This is a genomic window from Roseateles paludis (assembly GCF_039872745.1).
Classification (GTDB): domain Bacteria; phylum Pseudomonadota; class Gammaproteobacteria; order Burkholderiales; family Burkholderiaceae_C; genus Pelomonas; species Pelomonas paludis.
In genome coordinates this window covers 1,150,679-1,167,910 of record NZ_JBDPZD010000001.1, presented here as the reverse complement: position 1 = coordinate 1,167,910, position 17,232 = coordinate 1,150,679, and the positions used below count along the sequence as shown (strand labels likewise).

The following is a 17,232-nucleotide window of genomic DNA, read 5'->3' as shown; positions in this document are numbered from 1 at the left end:
GAGCCGCTCGCCCTTTTTCTTGGCGACACTAACGCGCGACGCAGCAACCCGCTGCGGCAAGGGAAGCTTTCAATGACCCCAGAGGCCCAGGCCCGACAAGTCATCGACGAACGCCTGCAAGCCACCGGCTGGCTGGTGCAGGACTACCGCCAGCTCAACCTCGGCGCGGCGCTCGGCGTCGCCGTGCGTGAATACCCCACCGACACCGGCCCTGCAGACTACGTGCTCTTCGTGGGCCGCGAGGCCGTGGGCATCGTCGAAGCCAAGCGTGACGATGCCGGCGAGCAGCTCGTCGTCACCGAAAGCCAGACCGAGCGCTACGCCCACTCGCGCCTCAAGTGGCGCACCAACAACCAGCCCCTGCCGTTTCTGTTTGAAGCCACCGGGCAAATCACCCGCTTCACCGATGGCCGCGACCCCGCGCCCCGCTCGCGTGAGGTGTTCCGCTTCTTCAGGCCCGAGACCCTGGCCGCCTGGCTGGCCCAGCCCACCACGCTGCGCCAACGCCTGCGTGAGGCCATGCCTCCGCTGCCCACTGACAACCTGCGGGACTGCCAGACCAGCGCTGTCACCGGCCTTGAGCAGTCGCTCGCCGCCAATCGCCCGCGTGCCCTGGTGCACATGGCCACCGGTGCCGGCAAGACCTTCACGGCCATCACCGCTGTCTACCGGCTGCTCAAGTTCGGCGGGGCCAAACGCATCCTCTTCCTCGTGGACACCCGCAACCTCGGCAAGCAGGCCCACCAGGAGTTCATGGCCTACACGCCGCCGGACGATGGCCGCAAGTTCACCGAGCTGTACAACGTCCAGCGCGTCGGCCCGGCCGGTGTGGACCGCCATGCCCAGGTCTGCATCAGCACCATCCAGCGCATGTACGCCGCGCTCAGCGGCGAGGTGTTGGACGAGTCTGCCGAAGACATCCCCGCCGCTGAGGTTGCGAAAGCCGTCAAGCAAGGCCGGCTCGTCAGCTACTCGCCCGAGCTGCCCGTCGAGACCTTCGACTTCATCGTCATCGACGAGTGCCACCGCAGCATCTACAACCTGTGGAAGCAGGTGCTCGACTACTTCGACGCCTTCCTCATCGGCCTCACCGCCACGCCCGACAAGCGCACCTACGGCTTCTTCAACGAGAACGTCGTGGCCGAGTACAGCTACGAAGACTCGGTGGCGGACGGTGTCAACGTGGGCTACGACGTGTGGGAGATCGTCACCGAGGTCACCCAACAAGGCGCCGAGCTGAAAGCGAAAGAGTGGGTGGACCACCGTGACCGCCAAACCCGCAAGAAGCGCTGGGGCCAGACCGAGGAAGACACCGCCTACACCGGCAAGGAGCTGGACCGCTCCGTCGTCAACGTGAGCCAGATTCGCCAGGTCTTGCGGGAGATGAAGCGCGTGGTGGAGCACGAGCTCTTCCCCGCCCGCCGCGAAGTGCCCAAGACCCTGATATTTGCCAAGACCGACAGCCACGCCGACGACATCGTGCAGGCCGTGCGCGAGGTCTACGGCCAGGGCAACGCCTTCTGCCGCAAGGTCACCTACAGCGAGAAGCAGGCCGACGCCGTGCTCGCCGCCTTCCGCAACGACTACCACCCCCGCATCGCCGTCACCGTGGACATGATTGCCACTGGCACCGACGTGAAGCCGCTGGAGGTGCTGCTCTTCATGCGCGACGTGCGCAGCAAGGGCTACTACGAGCAGATGAAGGGCCGTGGCGTGCGCAGCCTCGATGCCGACGGCCTGCAAAAGGTCAGCGCCAGCGCCAGCGGCGCCAAAGAGCGCTTCATCCTCATCGACGCCGTGGGCGTGGAAAAAAGCCTCAAGACCGAAAGCCGCAGCCTGGAGCAAAAGCCCGGCGTGCCGCTCAAAGACCTGCTGCAAGCGGTGGCCCTGAACCAGCGCGACGACGACACCCTGCTCACCCTGGCCAACCGCCTCGTGCGGCTCGACAAACAGCTCGACGACAAAGCCCGCGCCCGCATCGAGCGCGCCAGCGGCGGCGTGCCCGCCCGCGAGCTGGGCAAGGCCCTGCTCAAGGCGCTGGACCCCGACGCCATTGCCCAGGCCGCCCTGGACACCGCCCGCTTGAGCGGCATCACCCGCAGCGAAGACACCCTGCTGCCCGACGAGCTGCAAGCTGCCCGCGCCACCCGCGTGGCCGCCGCCTGTGCGCCGTTTGATGCGCCCGAACTGCGCGAGCAAATCGAGCACGCCCGCCGTGAGCGCGAGCAGCTCATCGACCACGTCAACCTCGACCGCATCCTCACGAGCAGCCCCGCCGCCCAGATGGACGAGCACGCCCGCGCCGACGTGCAGGCCTTCAAAGACTTTGCCCAGGCCCACAAGGACGAACTAGCCGCCCTGAGCTTCTTCTACCAGCAGCCCTACCAGCGCCGTGCGCTGACCATCGACGCCGTCCAGGAGCTGGCAGACGCCATTGCCCGCCCACCGCTGATGCTCACCACCGACCGCCTCTGGGCCGCCTACGCCCGCGTGCAGGCCGGCCAGGTGAAAGGCGTGGGCCTGCAGCGGCAGTTGACCGACCTCGTGGCCCTGCTGCGCTTTGCCCTTGGCCTGGAGGCCGAACTCACCCCCTTTGCCGACACCGTGAACCAACGCTTTGCCGACTGGATCTGGCGCCACAACAGCCGCCGCGCCACCGCCTTCACGCCCGAGCAGACCGACTGGCTGCGCCTGATGAAGGACCACATCGCCAGCTCCTGCTCCATCGCGCGAGACGACTTCGACTACGCGGAGCTGGCCGCACGCGGCGGCCTGCAGAAGGCTTGGGGGCTGTTTGGCGAGGAGCTGGATGGGTTGATGGCGGGGATGAATGAGGAGTTGGTGGCGTGAAGCGGACGTTGCCTGCCGGGTGGGCGACAGTTGCCCTTGCGGATTGCGTGTTGCCCGTGTCCAGCATGAATCCCGCCGATGCGCCGGACGTCGAGTTCACCTATTGCGACATCAGCGCCATCGACAACGAGGCGGGTGTTGTCGTCGCGCCCAAGGTCTTGATGGGACGGGACACCCCGAGCCGAGCGCGGCAGGCCGTCCGGGCCGGAGATGTGTTGTTCTCGACAGTTCGGCCTGGGTTGCGTGCCATCGCTCGTGTTCCCGAGGTCTCGAATCCCGTCGCCTCGACCGGGTTTTGTGTCCTTCGGCCAGCCGAGGGCGTTGACGGATCTCTGCTACTGCAACTACTGCGCAGCCACGACTTCCTGCAACAGGTGCTGCCACTGCAACGTGGAGTCAGCTATCCAGCCGTGCGTGACGCCGATGTGCTGAGTCAGCTAGTGCCTCTGCCGCCCGCTACCGAGCAAACCCGCATCGTCGAGAAGCTCGAGGAACTGCTGTCCGACCTCGATGCCAGCGTGGCGGAGTTGAAGGCGGCGCAGCAGAAGCTCCAGCACTATCGCCAGTCCCTGCTCAAGGCCGCCGTCGAAGGCTCGCTCACCGCCGCCTGGCGCGAGGCCAACCCCGCCCCCGAGGAAACCGGCGCCGACCTGCTCGCCCGCATCCTGCGCGAGCGCCGCGCTCGCTGGGAGGCCCAACAGCTCGCCAAGTTCGAGGCGCAGGGCAAGCCGCCGACTAAGGGGTGGCAGTCGGCTTACCCCGAGCCGGTACAGCCAGACGTTGCGGACTTGCCGGCTTTGCCCGAGTCGTGGACCTGGGCCTCGCTGGATGCCCTGATCGTCGATGGACCTCAGAACGGCCTCTATCTACCCAAGGAGCGCTATGCCGCAGGTGTGCCCATCCTGCGCATCGACGATTACCAAATCGGCTGGCATCGCCCGCGTGACGAACTGCGACAAGTGACCGCGAATGCTGATGAAGTCGGCACCTACGGATTGATGGCTGGCGACTTGGTGATCAACCGCGTCAACAGCATGACGCACCTGGGCAAGTCGATGTGGGTACCGAAAGAACTGGCCGGCGTAGTCTTCGAATCGAACATGATGCGGCTGCGTCTTGCCGCAGCGGTCGAAGGCGGATTTGTCTCGCTTTATCTGGGCTCAGCAATCGGTCGGGCAAGGCTGACGGCTGAAGCGAAATGGGCAGTCAACCAAGCCAGCATCAATCAACAGGACGTGCGGCGAACGCCAGTGCCGATTCCTCCGCCGGCCGAGCAGTCTGCAGTGGCCTTGTTGCTTGAGCAGCAGTTGTTGGCTTCGGGCGAACTCCTCACCGCACTGGAGGCTGCGCAGGCCCAATCCACCGCCCAACGCCAAAACCTCCTCCGCGCCGCCTTCGCCGGCCAGCTCGTCCCGCAAGACCCGGCCGACGAGCCCGCCGCCGAGCTGCTGGCGCGCATCCGCGCCGAGCGGGCGGCCGCCCAGCCGGCGCCAAAAAAACACAGCCGTTCAAAGAGGGTGCCCGCATGAGTCTGGACCTGGAGAAGCTGGACCTGGCCACGCTGTCCGAGGCCTGCGAGCTGGAATGCAAGGCCGCCCAAGGACGCGATGGCCGGGGCGAACTGCCCGACGACCTCTGGAAGACCTACAGCGCCATGGCCAACGGAGAGGGCGGGGTCATCCTGCTGGGCGTGCAGGAGAAGCCGCCGGGCCAGTTCAAGGTGCTGGGCCTGCCGGGGCTGGAGCGAGTGCGCAAGGCGCTGTGGGACAACCTGCACAACCGCAAGCAGATCAGCGCCAACCTGCTTTCCGAGGCGGATGTGCAGCCGGTGATGCTCGACGGGCAGGTGGTGCTGCGGGTAAGAGTTCCGCGTGCTGCGCGCCAGCTGCGCCCGGTCCACCTAGGGGCCAACCCGTTCGGCAGCACCTATCTGAGGCGCCACGAGGGCGACTACGCGGCAGACGACGAGACCGTGCGCCGGATGCTGGCGGAGCGGGTGGAGGATTCGCGCGACGAGCGAGTGCTGCAGGGTTTTGATGTTGCGGACCTGGACCTGGACACGGTGCAGGCCTACCGCAACCGCTTCGCGGCGGTGAAGCCCAACCACCCATGGACGGACCTGGCCGTGCCTGAGTTCCTGGAGCGCATCGGCGCGTTCGGCCGCAACCGCGAGGCGGGCACCTCTGGGCTGCGCCTGGCGGGTTTGTTGATGTTTGGCCGTGCCGAGGTGATTCGTGATGCCTTGCCGCATTACATGGTGGACTACCAGGAGCGCCCCGAAGCCAAGACCGAGAAGCGCTGGATCGACCGGCTGGTGCCAGACGGCAGCTGGTCCGGCAACCTGTATGACTTCTTTCGTCGCGTCTACCAAAAGCTGACGGCCGATCTGAAGGTGCCGTTCCAGTTGCAGGAGGGGCAGCGCATCGAGGACACACCGGTTCACGAGGCCGTACGTGAGGCCCTGGTCAACACCCTGATCCATGCCGACTTCTCGGGCCGGGTGTCGGTGCTGGTGGTCAAGCGCCCGGACATGTTCGGCTTTCGCAACCCGGGCTTGATGCGTGTTCCGCCCGAGTTGGCTGTGATGGGCGGCAACAGCGATTGCCGCAACCGCAGGCTACAGACGATGTTCCAGCTGGTGGGCTATGGAGACCATGCCGGCTCGGGTATCCCGAAGATCTACCGAAACTGGGCAGGCCAGCATTGGCGGCGCCCGGTGCTGCAGCAGGTGGCGGCGCCGGAACAGACGCTGATGGAGCTGCGCATGAGCAGCCTGCTGCCGCCAGACACCGTGGCCCTGCTCGAAGGCCAGTTGGGATCACGGTTTACGGCGCTCGGCCCGCTGGAGCGTCTGGCGGTGGTGACGGCGGCCACCGAGGGCCAGATCAACCATTCGCGGCTGCGCGAGCTGTCGACTGAGCACTCAGCCGACATCACGAAGATGCTGGGCCGACTGGTGCGGGACGGCTTGCTGGGCGCCGAGGGCATCGGCCGAGGCATGGTGTATTTCCTGTCGTCCCAGCATTTCCCGCGTCGCGATCTGGTGGATCTTGCGGGCGAGGCAGCCAACGATGGCTCGTTATCCCCGGAGACGGCCTCCTTAACCCCGGAGCTTGGGCGCTTAACCCCGGAGCTTGGGCGCTTAACCCCGGAGCTTGGGCGCTTAACCCCGGAGCTTGGGCGCTTAACCCCGGAGCCGGCCGCACCAGCACCCGGGGCAGCGTGGATCGCCGACCTGACCCAGCTCGAAGAAGCCGATCTGGATGTCCTGCGCAACCTGGCATTTCCTGTCAGCAGCCGCAAGCGGGTGCCCCCCGAGTTGATGCGACAAGCCGTGCTAGCGCTGTGCACTGGGCGTTATCTGGGCCTGCGCGTGCTGGCCAGCCTGCTGAACCGACGGGACCAGGGGGGCAGCGACCTGCGCAAGCGCATCCTGAACCCGCTGGTGCAGGAGGGCCGGCTGCTGCGCGCTCTGCCCAACGCCAATGATCCTAGGCAGGCGTATCTGACCAATGAAAGGCACGGCTGAGCCGCGCATGAACACCTCGACCCTCATCCAGAAAGTCTGGAACTTCTGCCACACGCTGCGTGACGACGGCGTGGGCTATGGCGACTACCTGGAGCAGCTGACCTACCTGCTGTTCCTAAAGATGGCGGACGAGTACGCTCAGCCGCCCTATCAGCGCGACACGCGCATCCCCAAGGGCTACGACTGGGCCGCGCTGCGCCCCTTGAGCGGTCGGCCGCTGGAGGATCAGTACCTCGCCACCCTGCACAAGCTGAGCGACCAGCCAGGCATGCTGGGCGCGATCTTCTTCAAGGCGCAGAACAAGATCCAGGACCCGGCCAAGCTCTCGCGCCTGGTGCAGATGATTGACGAGCAGTCCTGGGTGGGCATGGATGCCGACATGAAGGGCGACCTCTACGAAGGCCTGCTGCAGAAGAACGCTGAGGACACCAAGAGCGGCGCCGGCCAGTACTTCACGCCGCGCGCGCTGATCCAGGCGATGGTGGCCTGCATGCGCCCGAAGCCGGGGCAGACGATTGCCGACCCGGCCTGCGGCACGGGCGGCTTCTTCCTGGCAGCGAATGAGTGGCTGACGGGCACCGGCCCCTGGCTGCGCGAGCATGGCGACTGGCTGGGCTACGAGAAGCCGAGGCTGACGCGGCCGCAGCAGCACTTCCTGCGCGACGAAACCTTTCACGGCAACGAGATCGTCCCGGGCACGCGCCGCATGTGCCTGATGAACCTGATGCTGCATGGCGTGGGCGACCTGGTGGGCGAGCCTTCGGTGGAGCGCGCCGATGCCTTGATTGCCGAGCCGCGCATGGCCGTGGACCTGGTGCTGGCCAACCCGCCCTTCGGCAAGAAGAGCAGCATGACCATCACCAACGAGGAGGGCGAGGAAGACCGTGATGCGCTGCTGTATGAGCGCCAGGACTTCTGGCAGACCACGTCCAACAAACAGCTCAACTTTTTGCAGCACATCGTGAGCATGCTTAACGTGCGGGGCCGCGCGGCGGTGGTGCTGCCCGACAACGTGCTGTTCGAGGGCGGCGCGGGCGAGAAGATCCGCCGCAAGCTGCTGGAGACCTGCGACGTGCACACCATCCTGCGCCTGCCCACGGGCATCTTCTACGCGCAGGGTGTGAAGGCCAATGTGGTGTTCTTCGACAACGCGCCCAAGGATGGCCACGTGCATACGAAGGGCGTGTGGTTCTATGACCTGCGTACCAACCAGCACTTCACGCTCAAGACCCGGCCGCTGCGCTTGCCCGACCTGCAGGACTTCATCCGTTGCTACAACCCGGCGAACCGGCACGAGCGCGTGGCGACGGAGTGCTTCAAGTTCTACGCCTATGACGAGCTGGTCACCCGCGACAAGGCGAGCCTGGACGTGTTCTGGCTGAAGGACGCCAGCCTGGACAACCTGGACGACCTACCGCCGCCAGACGTGTTGCAGCTGGAAATCATCGAGCACCTGGAAGCAGCACTCACGGCGTTCCGTGAGGTGGCGGCAGCATTGCCGAGATTCCCGCGCACCTAGTTTCGTTTCAAGGCCCGGGTGGCACACGGCACCATGGGTGGCGAGCCGCGACAATTCGCTCCATCGTTCGAGCCAACCCCTGCTGATCCCCGTCGCTCTGCGACTTGATCGCGCGCCTATTCAGGCTTCCTCCCCAAGCATTTCCATGACCCGCACACCGCGCACCTCCTCCCTGTTCCCCGCCCTGCTCCCCACCCTCCTCGCCGCCGCCATCCTGGCCGTCTCGGCCAGCGCCGCTACCGCCGCCACGCACACCAAGGCCAAGGCCAAACCGCACGCTGCAGCCCGCAAGGCCAAGAAGGATGCGCCGGCCGAGCAGGCGATGACGACGGATGCGAACGGCCAGTCGATCCCGCTGCTGGAGAACAAGGCCTGGGTGCTGATGGACTACGCGACGGGGCAGGTGCTGGCGTCGTCCAACCCGGACGAGCCGCTGCCGCCGGCGTCGCTGACCAAGATGATGACCAGCTACCTGGTCGAGCAGGGCCTCAAGAGCGGCAAGCTCAAGCCGGACGAGCAGGTGACCATGAGCGAGAGCGCCTGGTGCCGGGGCGGCAAGGACGGCGACAGCTGCATGTTTGTGCCGCTGAACGCGCAGGCCTCGCTGATGGACATGCTGCGCGGCGTGGTGGTGGCCAGCGGCAATGACGCCTCCAAGGCCCTGGCCGAACACATGGGGGGCTCGCAAGCGGGCTTTGTCACGCTGATGAATGCCGAGGCCACCAAGCTCGGCATGACGAAGACGCATTTCGAGAACGCGGACGGCCTGCCGGGCGCGGGCCACAAGGCCTCGGCCCGCGACCTGGGCGTGCTGGCGGCAGCCATCATCCGCAACAGCGCGGAGTACTACCCGATCTACGCCGAGCGCGAGTTCACCTACAACAACATCAAGCAGGGCAACCGCAACGCGCTGCTCTACACGGACCCGACCGTGGACGGCCTGAAGACGGGCCACACCGACGAGGCGGGCTACTGCCTGGTGGCCTCGTCCAAACGCAATGGCATGCGGCTGATCTCAGTGATCATGAACGCGAACAGCAAGCAGGCCCGGGCGGACCAGACCCGCGTGCTCTTCAACTGGGGCTATGCCAACTTTGAGGAGGCAACGCCGGCCCAGGCTGGCGCGACGCTGACCAACGCCAAGGTGCTGTACGGCGTGGTGCCCGAGGTGGCCGCCGGCGTGGCCAAGGCGTGGACCCTGGTGGTGCCCAAGGGGCAGGCGGCGGCGGTGAAGACCGAGCTGACCTTGAACCCGGGCCTGGAGGCACCCATTGCCAAGGGCGCGGTGATTGGCAAGCTCGTCGCCTCGGCCAACGGCAAGGCACTCGGCGAGGTGCCGGTGGTGGCGCTGGCCGATGTGGAGCGGGCTGGCTTCTTCCTGCGCATCAAGCAGCGCGTGGCGGGCTGGTTCTCGAAGTAATCGGCTCCGGGCAGGCAGGCATCACGCTACCGCCTTGGCCCGCACCTTGAGGCGCTGACGCAAGTCGTCCAGCAGCGTCCGCGCGGGCAGGGACAGCGGGCGGTCTTGCCGCCACACCAGCACCCATTGCCGCTTGAGCGGGAAGCCGGCCACCGGCAGCACGGCCAGGCCCTCAGTGGCCGGGTCTGCCGCCAGCGTGTGGCGTGACAGCAGGGCCAGCCCCAGGCCGGCGCGCACGGCGTGTTTGACGGCCTCGTTGCTGCCCAGGGCCATGCGTGGCGGCCAGTGCAGGCCTTGCTCGGCCAGCACCTCGTCCAGCACGGCGCGGGTGCCCGAGCCAGCCTCGCGCACCAGCACGGGCTGGTCCAGCAGGTCGGCCAGGCGCAGGCGTTTGCGCTGGGCCAGCGGGTGGTCGCTGGAGGCGATCAGCACCAGCGGGTTCTCCAGGAAGGGCCAGCGCGCCAGCGGCAGGTCGGACGGCGGTCTCATCATGGCGGCCAGCTCGTCGTCGCCGCGCCTCAGCCGGGCCACGACGGCATCGCGGTTCTCGACGGCCAGCTCGATCTGGATGCCCGGGTAGCGGCGCGCAAAGGGGCCGAGCAGGTCGGGCAGGAAGTACTCGGTCGTCGTCACCGCCGCAATGCGCAGGCGCCCCTGGCGCAAGCCTTGCAGCGCAGCGGCGTCGTCCTCAAAGGCTTGCCAGCAGGCACCCATGGCGCGCGCGCATTCGGCCAAGCGCTCGCCCACGGCGGTGGGCACGAGGCCGCGGCCGTGGGGTTCCAGCAGGGTCAGGCCCAGGCTGCCGGACAGCTCGCGCAGCTGTGTAGACACCGTGGGCTGCGCCAGGTGCAGGGCCTCGGCCGCGCGGCTCACGCTGCCCAGGCGCACCACCGCTTCCAGGCTGCGCAGCTGCACCAGGCTCGCACGCGGCGCGCGCTCCAGGCCGGGGGGGAATCTTGGTTTCATCGAGGTTACCAATCAGTTTGATCAGAACATATCACTTGTTCTCATACGGCCATGGCCCGAGCATCGCGCCCCGCCATGCAGAACTTCCTCGACCCCGCCATCCTCTTCTTCGTCTTCGGCCTGCTGGCCGGGGCGGTTCGTTCCAACCTGGAGATCCCGCCGCAGATCGCGCGCTTCCTCTCGCTCTACCTGCTGATGGCCCTGGGCCTGAAGGGCGGCTTTGCGCTCGCCAAGTCGGGCCTCACGACCGAGATTGCGGTGAGCCTGGGGCTGGCGCTGCTGCTGGCCGTGCTGGTGCCGGCCGTGGGCTATCTGGTGCTGCGGCGCTTGCTCTCACGCTTTGACGCCGCCGCCGTGGCGGCCACCTATGGCTCGGTCAGCGCGGTCACCTTCATCACCGCCACGCAGTACCTGGAGAGCCACGCCATCGCTTTTGGTGGCCACATGGCGGCGGCCATGGCGCTGATGGAATCACCCGCCATCGTGATGGCCGTGCTGCTGGCCAACCTGGCACGCCGCAAAGAAGGCAGCACCGCTGCGGCCGAGCTCCCGGGCCTGCGCAAAGTGCTGCACGAGTCCTTCACCGACGGCGCGCAGTTGCTGCTGCTGGGCGCCATGGCCGTGGGCCTGATCACTGGCGACGCAGGCAAGCAGGCCATGCAGCCCTTCTCGGGCGATTTGTTCAAGGGCATGCTGGCCTTCTTCCTGCTCGACATGGGCCTGCTGGCCGCGCGCAACCTGGGCAGCCTGCGTGGCCGTTCGCCCTGGCTGCTGGGCTATGCCTTGGGTGCGCCGCTGGTGCACGCCAGCGTGGCCCTGGGGCTGGCTGTGCTGTGCGGCCTCTCGGCCGGCAATGCCACGCTGCTGATGGTGCTGGCCGCCAGCGCGTCCTACATCGCCGTGCCTGCCGTCGTGCGCGTGGCCATCCCCGAGGCCAACCCCTCGCTCTACTTCGGCATGTCGCTGGGGCTGACCTTCCCCTTCAACATCCTGCTGGGCATCCCGCTCTACAGCCAGATGGCGCAGCGCCTGCTTTGAGCCAGCGTGCGGCGCCGGGCCACGACGGCAACGCCGACCAAGCCGGCCAGCATGAGCGCGTAGCTGCCAGGCTCCGGCACCAAGGCCACCGGGCCAGGCACATAGCTGGTGTTGCTGGCGGACACGTGCCCGGCACCTGCGGTGAGCACCTGCATGCCAAAGGCGGCGACGCCCTTGGCCAGCGCCTCCCGAGGTGACTTGGGCGCGCCGCCCGCCGATGCGTTGACCACCAGGTCGTTGACGAGGGTGAAGTGCGCACCGACCGCGCTGGCGAAGGTGGCCGTGACGACCTCGCTGCCGCCGCTGATGCTGTTGGCGCCGCTGATGTCGCCCGCCTTGAAGCTGACGCCGGTGATCCACGGGTTGTCTTGCCCGTCAAAGTGCAACGCGCTGGTGACCTCTGCCGACGCCCAGCCCCCCGAACCCAAGTTGGCATACAGGTCGGCGCCCACAGACAGCCACACCTGGACCTGCACGGGCGTACCGGCGGTCAGGGAGCTGGAGACGATGGTGAAGTCGTCGCTCCAGACGTCGCGCACACGGCCGCCAGCTTCTGACTGCGTGTAGCCGCCCTCGGGGAAAGGCGCGTCCGCGACGGCGGAGCCGGTGATGTGGCCAAACGACGCGGCACCGCCGGCCCGCGCGTTGGCAAACCAGGCCAGCGCGGACACGTTGCCGCTACCGGACTGGGCGTCGTACTTGTAGAAGTTGTCCCAGCAGCAATGCCAGTTGTTGGCATTGGCGCTGTGGGAAGCGCTGGTGCTGGCGGCCAGGGCGCTGGTGCCGGGCAGCACGAGCAGCAGGGCCAGCAGGAGGGAGGGGCGCATGGGGAGGTCCTGTCGAGTGTTCAACTGAACTCGATGTTGCGGGCCGCACCCAGCGGCAGCAATGATGCAGTTGCACCAGGGCGCAACGCAAAACACCCCTCACTCAGAGGGGGGCGACGCGCTGGGTTGCCTACACTCGCCGCCCCATGCAAGCCCTGCTCGACACCATCGCCACCCTGCAACGCCCGCACGATGCGGCGCGCGTCTTTCACGGTCGCAGTGGGCGGCACCCGGGCTGCGAGGCATTGGCGCTTGATGCCTACCCGCCCGTCTGGCTGCTCACCAGCTACGAGCCGCAGACCGACGAGGCCCTGGCGTGCATCGGCGCCGCGCTGCAAGCGCGTTGGGATGAGATCGCGCCCGGCGAGCCTTTGAGCTGGGTCTACCAGGAGCGCGACGAAGTGCGCGCCAGCAACCGGCTGATGGCCGGCAGCGTGCCCGATCCCCACGTGGTGACCGAGGACGGCGCGCGTTACGGCGTGCACCTGCTGCGCGGCCTCAACCACGGCCTGTTTCTCGACATGCGCGAGGGCCGGCGCTGGGTGCGCGGCTGGGCGCGCCAAGCTCCGGGCGGCAAGGTGCTCAACCTGTTCGCCTACAGCTGCGCCTTCTCGGTCGCTGCGCTGCAAGGCGGTGCCGCCGAGGTGCACAACCTCGACATGGCCTCTGGCGCGCTGCAACTGGGCCAGCGCAACCATGCGCTCAACAGCCTCGCCGGTGGCCGCTTCCTCGCGCACGACCTCTTTGCCACCTGGGGCAAGCTCAAGCGCCTCGCCCCTTTCGACCTCGTGATTGCCGACCCGCCCAGCTACCAAAAGGGCAGCTTCGTCGCCACCAAGGACTACGCCCGCCTCGCCCGCCGCCTGCCCGAGCTGCTCGCCCCGGGCGGCCATGCCCTGCTCTGCCTCAACTCGCCTCGGCTCGACAGCGCCTTCCTGCGCGAGACGGTCGAGGCCGAGGCGCCGGGGCTGCGGTTTGTGGAGCGCCTGGCCAACCCGGCGGTCTACGCGGATGTGGATGAGGAGCGGTCGCTCAAGGTGATGGTGTTTGAGCAACCTGCCTGAACTAAGCTCACGGCACCCACCCCACCGGCACCGTCCCATGCAACTCATCGGCATGCTCGACTCCCCCTACGTCCGCCGCGTCGCCATCGTGCTGCGCGTCGCAGGCGTGGCCTTTGAACACCGGTCGATCTCGGTCTTCCGGCAGATGCCCGAGTTCAGCGCCATCAACCCGGTCATCAAGGCGCCCACGCTGGTGACGGACGCGGGCACGGTGCTGATGGACTCGACCTTGATCCTCGGCGCGCTCAAGGGGCTGGTGCCCGCAGCGCGCGTGGGCCCGCTGTGGCCGGCGGGCGGTGCGGCGCTGGAGCAGGCCTTGCGCTGCGAGGCCCTCGCGCTGGCCGCCTGCGAGAAGAGCGTGCAGCAGGTCTACGAGACCCAGCTGCGCCCCACCGAGCATCAACACGGCCCCTGGCTGGAGCGGGTGCGGGCGCAGATGTTCACCGCCTACGACCTGCTCGAAGCCGCCTGGGGCGGGCGCGATCTCACGCCGAGCGAGGCGAGCATCGACCAGCCGGCCATCACGGCCGCCGTGACCTGGAGCTTCACGCAGGACCTGCTGCCTGGCCTCATCGACGCCACCCGCTGCCCGCGCCTGGCGGCCTTGGCGGCGCATGCCGAGCGCCTGCCAGCCTTCCAGGCCTTGCCGATGCACTGAGCCTGCCCGCACGCACCCATGAGCCGCGCCACGCCCAAAGACCCGCAGTTCTTCGACAGCCCCGAGGCGCTGCGCGATTGGTTTGCTGCCCATGCCAGCACCGAGACCGAATTGATCGTCGGCTATCGCAAGGTGGGCACCGGGCGCGCCGGGCTGACCTGGCCGCAGTCGGTGGACGAAGCGCTGTGCGTGGGCTGGATCGACGGGCTGCGGCGAGGCATCGATGCCGAGCACTACCAGATCCGCTTCACGCCGCGCAAACGGGGCTCGCACTGGAGCGCCATCAACGTCCGCCGCGTGCCTGAGCTGGTCGCTGCGGGGCGCATGCAGCCCGCCGGCCTGGCCGCCTTCGAGGCGCGCAGCGAGACCCGCACGGCCCGCGCCTCCTTCGAGCAGGACCGCGCCAGCGTCAGCCTGAACCGCGAGGAGCAAGCGCTGTTCAAAACCCACCGCGAGGCCTGGGACTTCTTCAAGGCCTGCCCCGAGGGCTACCGCCACAAGGCACAGTGGATGGTCATCAGCGCCAAGAAACCCGAGACCCGCGCGCGGCGCCTGCAGCAGCTGATCGAGGCCTGCGCGCAGGGCATCCGCAAGTGGGACTGAAGCCTCCCTGACCGACACCATGACCCCTCAAGCCCTGACCCGCACCGCCTTGCTGACCCTGGCCTTGGTCGCCTCGGCGGCTCAGGCCGCCCCCGACCCGCTGCCCACCGTCCCGGCGGTGGACCTGACCCGCTACGCCGGCGCCTGGTACGAGATCGCGCTGCTGCCCAACCGCTTCCAGAAGCAGTGCGTGGCCGACACGCAGGCGCGCTACCGGCTGGACGGCGAGCGGGTCGAGGTGATCAACCGCTGCCGCCAGAGCGATGGCAGCGTGGACGCGGTCAAGGGCCACGCCAAGATGGTGGAGGGGAGCAGCAACGCCAAGTTGCGCGTCAGCTTCTTCTGGCCCTTTTATGGCGACTACTGGGTGCTGGCGCTGGACCCCGACTACCGCCAGATGCTGGTGGGCGCGCCGAGCCGCAAGTACGCCTGGGTGCTGTCGCGCACGCCGCAGATGGACGAGGCCGCGCTGCAGGCGCTGCTGGAGCGCGCGGCAGCACTGGGCTTTGACAAGGCCGCCTTCAAGCGCACGCCGCAGACGCAGCCGCTGGACTGATCAGTGCACGTGCGCCGCCGCGGGCGGGGCTGATGCCGAAGAGGCGGCCGCCGAAGCCGCGTCGGGCCTGCAATGCTTGTCCATCATCCCGGGTGCGCTGCCCGCCTCTGCCGACTTGGCCGCATGCTTTTTGCACATGGCGTCCATCATGGCGGCATGCTTGCCGCCGCTGGAGGGAGTGTTGGCCGGAGGCTCGGCCGGCGGCGGCGCTGCACAGCCCAGCAACGACAGCAGCAGCAACGACAAGGCGAAGCCGATGGCGGCGGATTGAAGACGCTTGGGGTGCATGGCGGACGCTCCGGGGACGGGGCCTCCAGCATGCGGCGCGGCTGCCGCCGGCGTCTTGATGCCGGTCAAGCGCTCGCGCCCCTGGGGCGCGGCCCTGCTTACTTGCTCAGCTCGCCGTCCATCCAGGCGTAGCGCTCGCGCTGCCAGCGCAGCATTTCCGTGACCTCGGCGCTGTAGCTGCCGCCCACGTAGCGGGTGTACCAGGTGACCCAGCTGAAGATGGGCCAGGTGGTGAAGTTCTTCTGCTGCATCTTCTCCAGCCAGCTGGCGCGGGCCTGGGCGTACTGGAAGATCTCCTCGAACTTGCCGGCTGTCTTGAGCGCGGCCCAGCGCGCCTTGACCTTGGCGGCAAAGGCCGGGTCTTCAAAGAAGCGGGCAAACCAGGTGGCCTTGCGGATGTGCCAGCCAAAGGTCTTGTCGACGTCGTTGTAGCCGGCGTTGCCGAGCGCGAGGTCGAAGTCCCAGATGGGGCCGAAGCTGAACTTGCCGTCGCGCTGCTTGACGATGAAGAAGCTGGCCACGGCGCCGTCCACGTTCTTGAACAGCTCGTTGATCAGGTAGTAGTCGACGACGGAGTCGACGTCGACATACGCGGCATAGCCTTTGGCGGCGTCCTTGAAGTCAGCCCCAAAGAGCGCGGCCTCGAAGTCGGCGTAGTACTTCTCCAGGTAGGCGCGCTGGGCGGCCCACTCGGGGGCGAGCAGGGTCTCGGGCTCCTTCAGGCAGGCCGGGTCCATGCCGTGGGTGGAATCGAGGCAGAGCACGGTGTTGCGCTGGGTGTTGACGCCGCCGACGCAGAAGGGCGAGTAGGGCAGCACGCCCGGGTCCTTGCAGTAGTCCTTGTGCATGCGGAAGTCCACCTCCATGAAGTAGCCCCCAGTGACCGCTGGCGCCGCCGTGTCGCTCACCTTGAGCTCGGGGACGTTGACGCGGTCCGGCGCGATGCGGACGTGCTCGGTGAGTTGGTAGACGCCCAGGTTCTGGCCGTTCAGGCTGACCTCGACGTGGCGGTCGCGCACGGTGTAGGCCAGGCCGAGGCTGCGGCTGAAGGTGAACGCGGTGTCGTTGCGCACCAGGGTCTTGTCGGCGTAGTTGGCCAGCAGCACCCAGTGCTTGCTGGAGGGCATGCCCAGCAGACCGGCGGCGGCGCCGAGCTTCAAGCGGTAGGGCTTCTTGGGCCAGTCCCAGGTGGAGTTGCCGCGGCCCTTGATCTCGAGCGCCCCCTCGGCGGCAGTGACGCCGGTGCCCGAGAGCTTGTAGCTGCCCTTGACGTAGTCGTCACGGCTGACGATGGGCGCCGCGCCGACGGTGGTGATCTCCAGCTGGGGCAGGCTGTCGGCCACGCCCTTGGGGAACCAGTCGGGCGCGACGAAGGTGGGTGTCTGCGGCGGCGTGGGCGTTGGCGTGACGATCGGGGCACTGCCGCCTGAGCCGCCGCCACAGGCTGCCAGCATCGCCACTGAAACCACCACCAGGGCACGCATGGCCCGCTGCATCCAAACGCTCGACATCCCGACTGACTCCCAATCACGCCCACGGCTCGGAGGGCCGCGCGCAGGCTGCGCAGTGTAGGGAGCGTGCAGGCGATTGCCGGGGGGTGGTTTTCCCCGCCAAAGGCTGGTGCGGGAGGTCGCGGGGAAGGAGGCGCTTGTGCTACTCGGGCTTGGCGCGCAGCTTGAGCATCAGGCGCACAAACTCCAGCTCGGCATGCAGGCGCTGCAGCTCGTCACGCAGGCCTTCCAGGGCGCGCAAGCGCTCGGCGGCATCCGGAGACAAAGGGGCGCCCGCGTCGGCGCCTGAGGTCTGGGGCGTGGGGTGAACGCTGTCTTCCGAGTTCATGCCGCCATGGTCGGCGCGCGGGCCGCTGCCAGCAATCCCCGAGCCACGGGCACTCGGTCAGGGGGACGACGGCGC

15 protein-coding genes are annotated in these 17,232 nt (G+C 67.8%); 10 read left to right on the top strand and 5 right to left on the bottom strand.

All coding sequences use genetic code 11. The annotated features are described in order from the left end of the window. Positions 1-72 precede the first annotated feature (72 nt). The 5 genes from ABDJ85_RS05505 (at position 73) to ABDJ85_RS05485 (ending at position 9,318) form a co-directional block, all read left to right on the top strand. Positions 73-2,850 carry a type I restriction endonuclease subunit R gene (locus ABDJ85_RS05505; RefSeq protein WP_347703733.1) on the top strand — a complete coding sequence of 926 codons (2,778 nt, stop codon included), beginning with the start codon at positions 73-75 and terminating at the stop codon, positions 2,848-2,850. A gap of 65 nt (positions 2,851-2,915) precedes the next feature. Further along, a complete protein-coding gene (locus tag ABDJ85_RS05500; RefSeq protein WP_347703732.1) occupies positions 2,916-4,379 on the top strand; it encodes a restriction endonuclease subunit S in 1,464 nt (487 codons plus the stop codon). Continuing rightward, on the top strand, positions 4,376-6,379 hold the full coding sequence (locus ABDJ85_RS05495) for an RNA/DNA-binding domain-containing protein (RefSeq protein ID WP_347703731.1): 2,004 nt from the start codon (positions 4,376-4,378) through the stop codon (positions 6,377-6,379). The genes ABDJ85_RS05500 and ABDJ85_RS05495 overlap by 4 nt, the downstream gene beginning before the upstream one ends. A gap of 7 nt (positions 6,380-6,386) precedes the next feature. After that, the gene (locus ABDJ85_RS05490; protein WP_347703730.1) at positions 6,387-7,898 is read left to right on the top strand and encodes a class I SAM-dependent DNA methyltransferase; all 1,512 of its coding nucleotides are present in this window, start codon (positions 6,387-6,389) and stop codon (positions 7,896-7,898) included. 145 nt (positions 7,899-8,043) lie between these two features. After that, on the top strand, positions 8,044-9,318 hold the full coding sequence (locus tag ABDJ85_RS05485; protein ID WP_347703729.1) for a D-alanyl-D-alanine carboxypeptidase family protein: 1,275 nt from the start codon (positions 8,044-8,046) through the stop codon (positions 9,316-9,318). Positions 9,319-9,339: 21 nt separating this feature from the next. Here ABDJ85_RS05485 and ABDJ85_RS05480 read toward each other — a convergent pair whose 3' ends face one another. Then, the gene (locus tag ABDJ85_RS05480) at positions 9,340-10,284 is read right to left on the bottom strand and encodes a LysR family transcriptional regulator (RefSeq protein ID WP_347703728.1); all 945 of its coding nucleotides are present in this window, start codon (positions 10,282-10,284) and stop codon (positions 9,340-9,342) included. 75 nt (positions 10,285-10,359) lie between these two features. Here ABDJ85_RS05480 and ABDJ85_RS05475 point away from each other — a divergent pair, with 75 nt between their 5' ends. After that, positions 10,360-11,322 (top strand): sodium-dependent bicarbonate transport family permease, encoded by a 963-nt coding sequence (locus ABDJ85_RS05475; protein ID WP_347703727.1) that lies wholly within the window; start codon positions 10,360-10,362, stop codon positions 11,320-11,322. Here the strand turns inward: ABDJ85_RS05475 and ABDJ85_RS05470 are convergent. Next, a complete protein-coding gene (locus ABDJ85_RS05470) occupies positions 11,292-12,149 on the bottom strand; it encodes a PEP-CTERM sorting domain-containing protein (protein WP_347703726.1) in 858 nt (285 codons plus the stop codon). The genes ABDJ85_RS05475 and ABDJ85_RS05470 overlap by 31 nt on opposite strands. Before the next feature lie 146 nt (positions 12,150-12,295). Here ABDJ85_RS05470 and ABDJ85_RS05465 point away from each other — a divergent pair, with 146 nt between their 5' ends. The 4 genes from ABDJ85_RS05465 to ABDJ85_RS05450 are packed head-to-tail and all read left to right on the top strand — an operon-like array spanning position 12,296 to position 15,030. Continuing rightward, positions 12,296-13,213 (top strand): class I SAM-dependent methyltransferase, encoded by a 918-nt coding sequence (locus ABDJ85_RS05465; RefSeq protein WP_347703725.1) that lies wholly within the window; start codon positions 12,296-12,298, stop codon positions 13,211-13,213. Positions 13,214-13,250: 37 nt separating this feature from the next. Beyond that, positions 13,251-13,871 carry a glutathione S-transferase gene (locus tag ABDJ85_RS05460; protein ID WP_347703724.1) on the top strand — a complete coding sequence of 207 codons (621 nt, stop codon included), beginning with the start codon at positions 13,251-13,253 and terminating at the stop codon, positions 13,869-13,871. An 18-nt stretch (positions 13,872-13,889) separates the two neighbouring features. Further along, on the top strand, positions 13,890-14,474 hold the full coding sequence (locus ABDJ85_RS05455) for a YdeI/OmpD-associated family protein (protein ID WP_347703723.1): 585 nt from the start codon (positions 13,890-13,892) through the stop codon (positions 14,472-14,474). A 19-nt stretch (positions 14,475-14,493) separates the two neighbouring features. Next, positions 14,494-15,030: a lipocalin family protein gene (locus ABDJ85_RS05450; protein WP_347703722.1), complete on the top strand. Its 537-nt coding sequence runs from the start codon at positions 14,494-14,496 to the stop codon at positions 15,028-15,030. Here the strand turns inward: ABDJ85_RS05450 and ABDJ85_RS05445 are convergent, their stop codons facing one another. The 3 genes from ABDJ85_RS05445 to ABDJ85_RS05435 all read right to left on the bottom strand — a co-directional run bounded on the left by ABDJ85_RS05445 (position 15,031) and on the right by ABDJ85_RS05435 (position 17,157). Beyond that, positions 15,031-15,318, bottom strand: a complete 288-nt coding sequence (locus ABDJ85_RS05445) for a hypothetical protein (protein ID WP_347703721.1) — start codon at positions 15,316-15,318, stop codon at positions 15,031-15,033. A 98-nt stretch (positions 15,319-15,416) separates the two neighbouring features. Beyond that, on the bottom strand, positions 15,417-16,829 hold the full coding sequence (locus ABDJ85_RS05440) for a CotH kinase family protein (protein WP_347703720.1): 1,413 nt from the start codon (positions 16,827-16,829) through the stop codon (positions 15,417-15,419). A 142-nt stretch (positions 16,830-16,971) separates the two neighbouring features. Further along, on the bottom strand, positions 16,972-17,157 hold the full coding sequence (locus ABDJ85_RS05435; protein WP_347703719.1) for a hypothetical protein: 186 nt from the start codon (positions 17,155-17,157) through the stop codon (positions 16,972-16,974). Between the last annotated feature and the right edge of the window lie 75 nt (positions 17,158-17,232).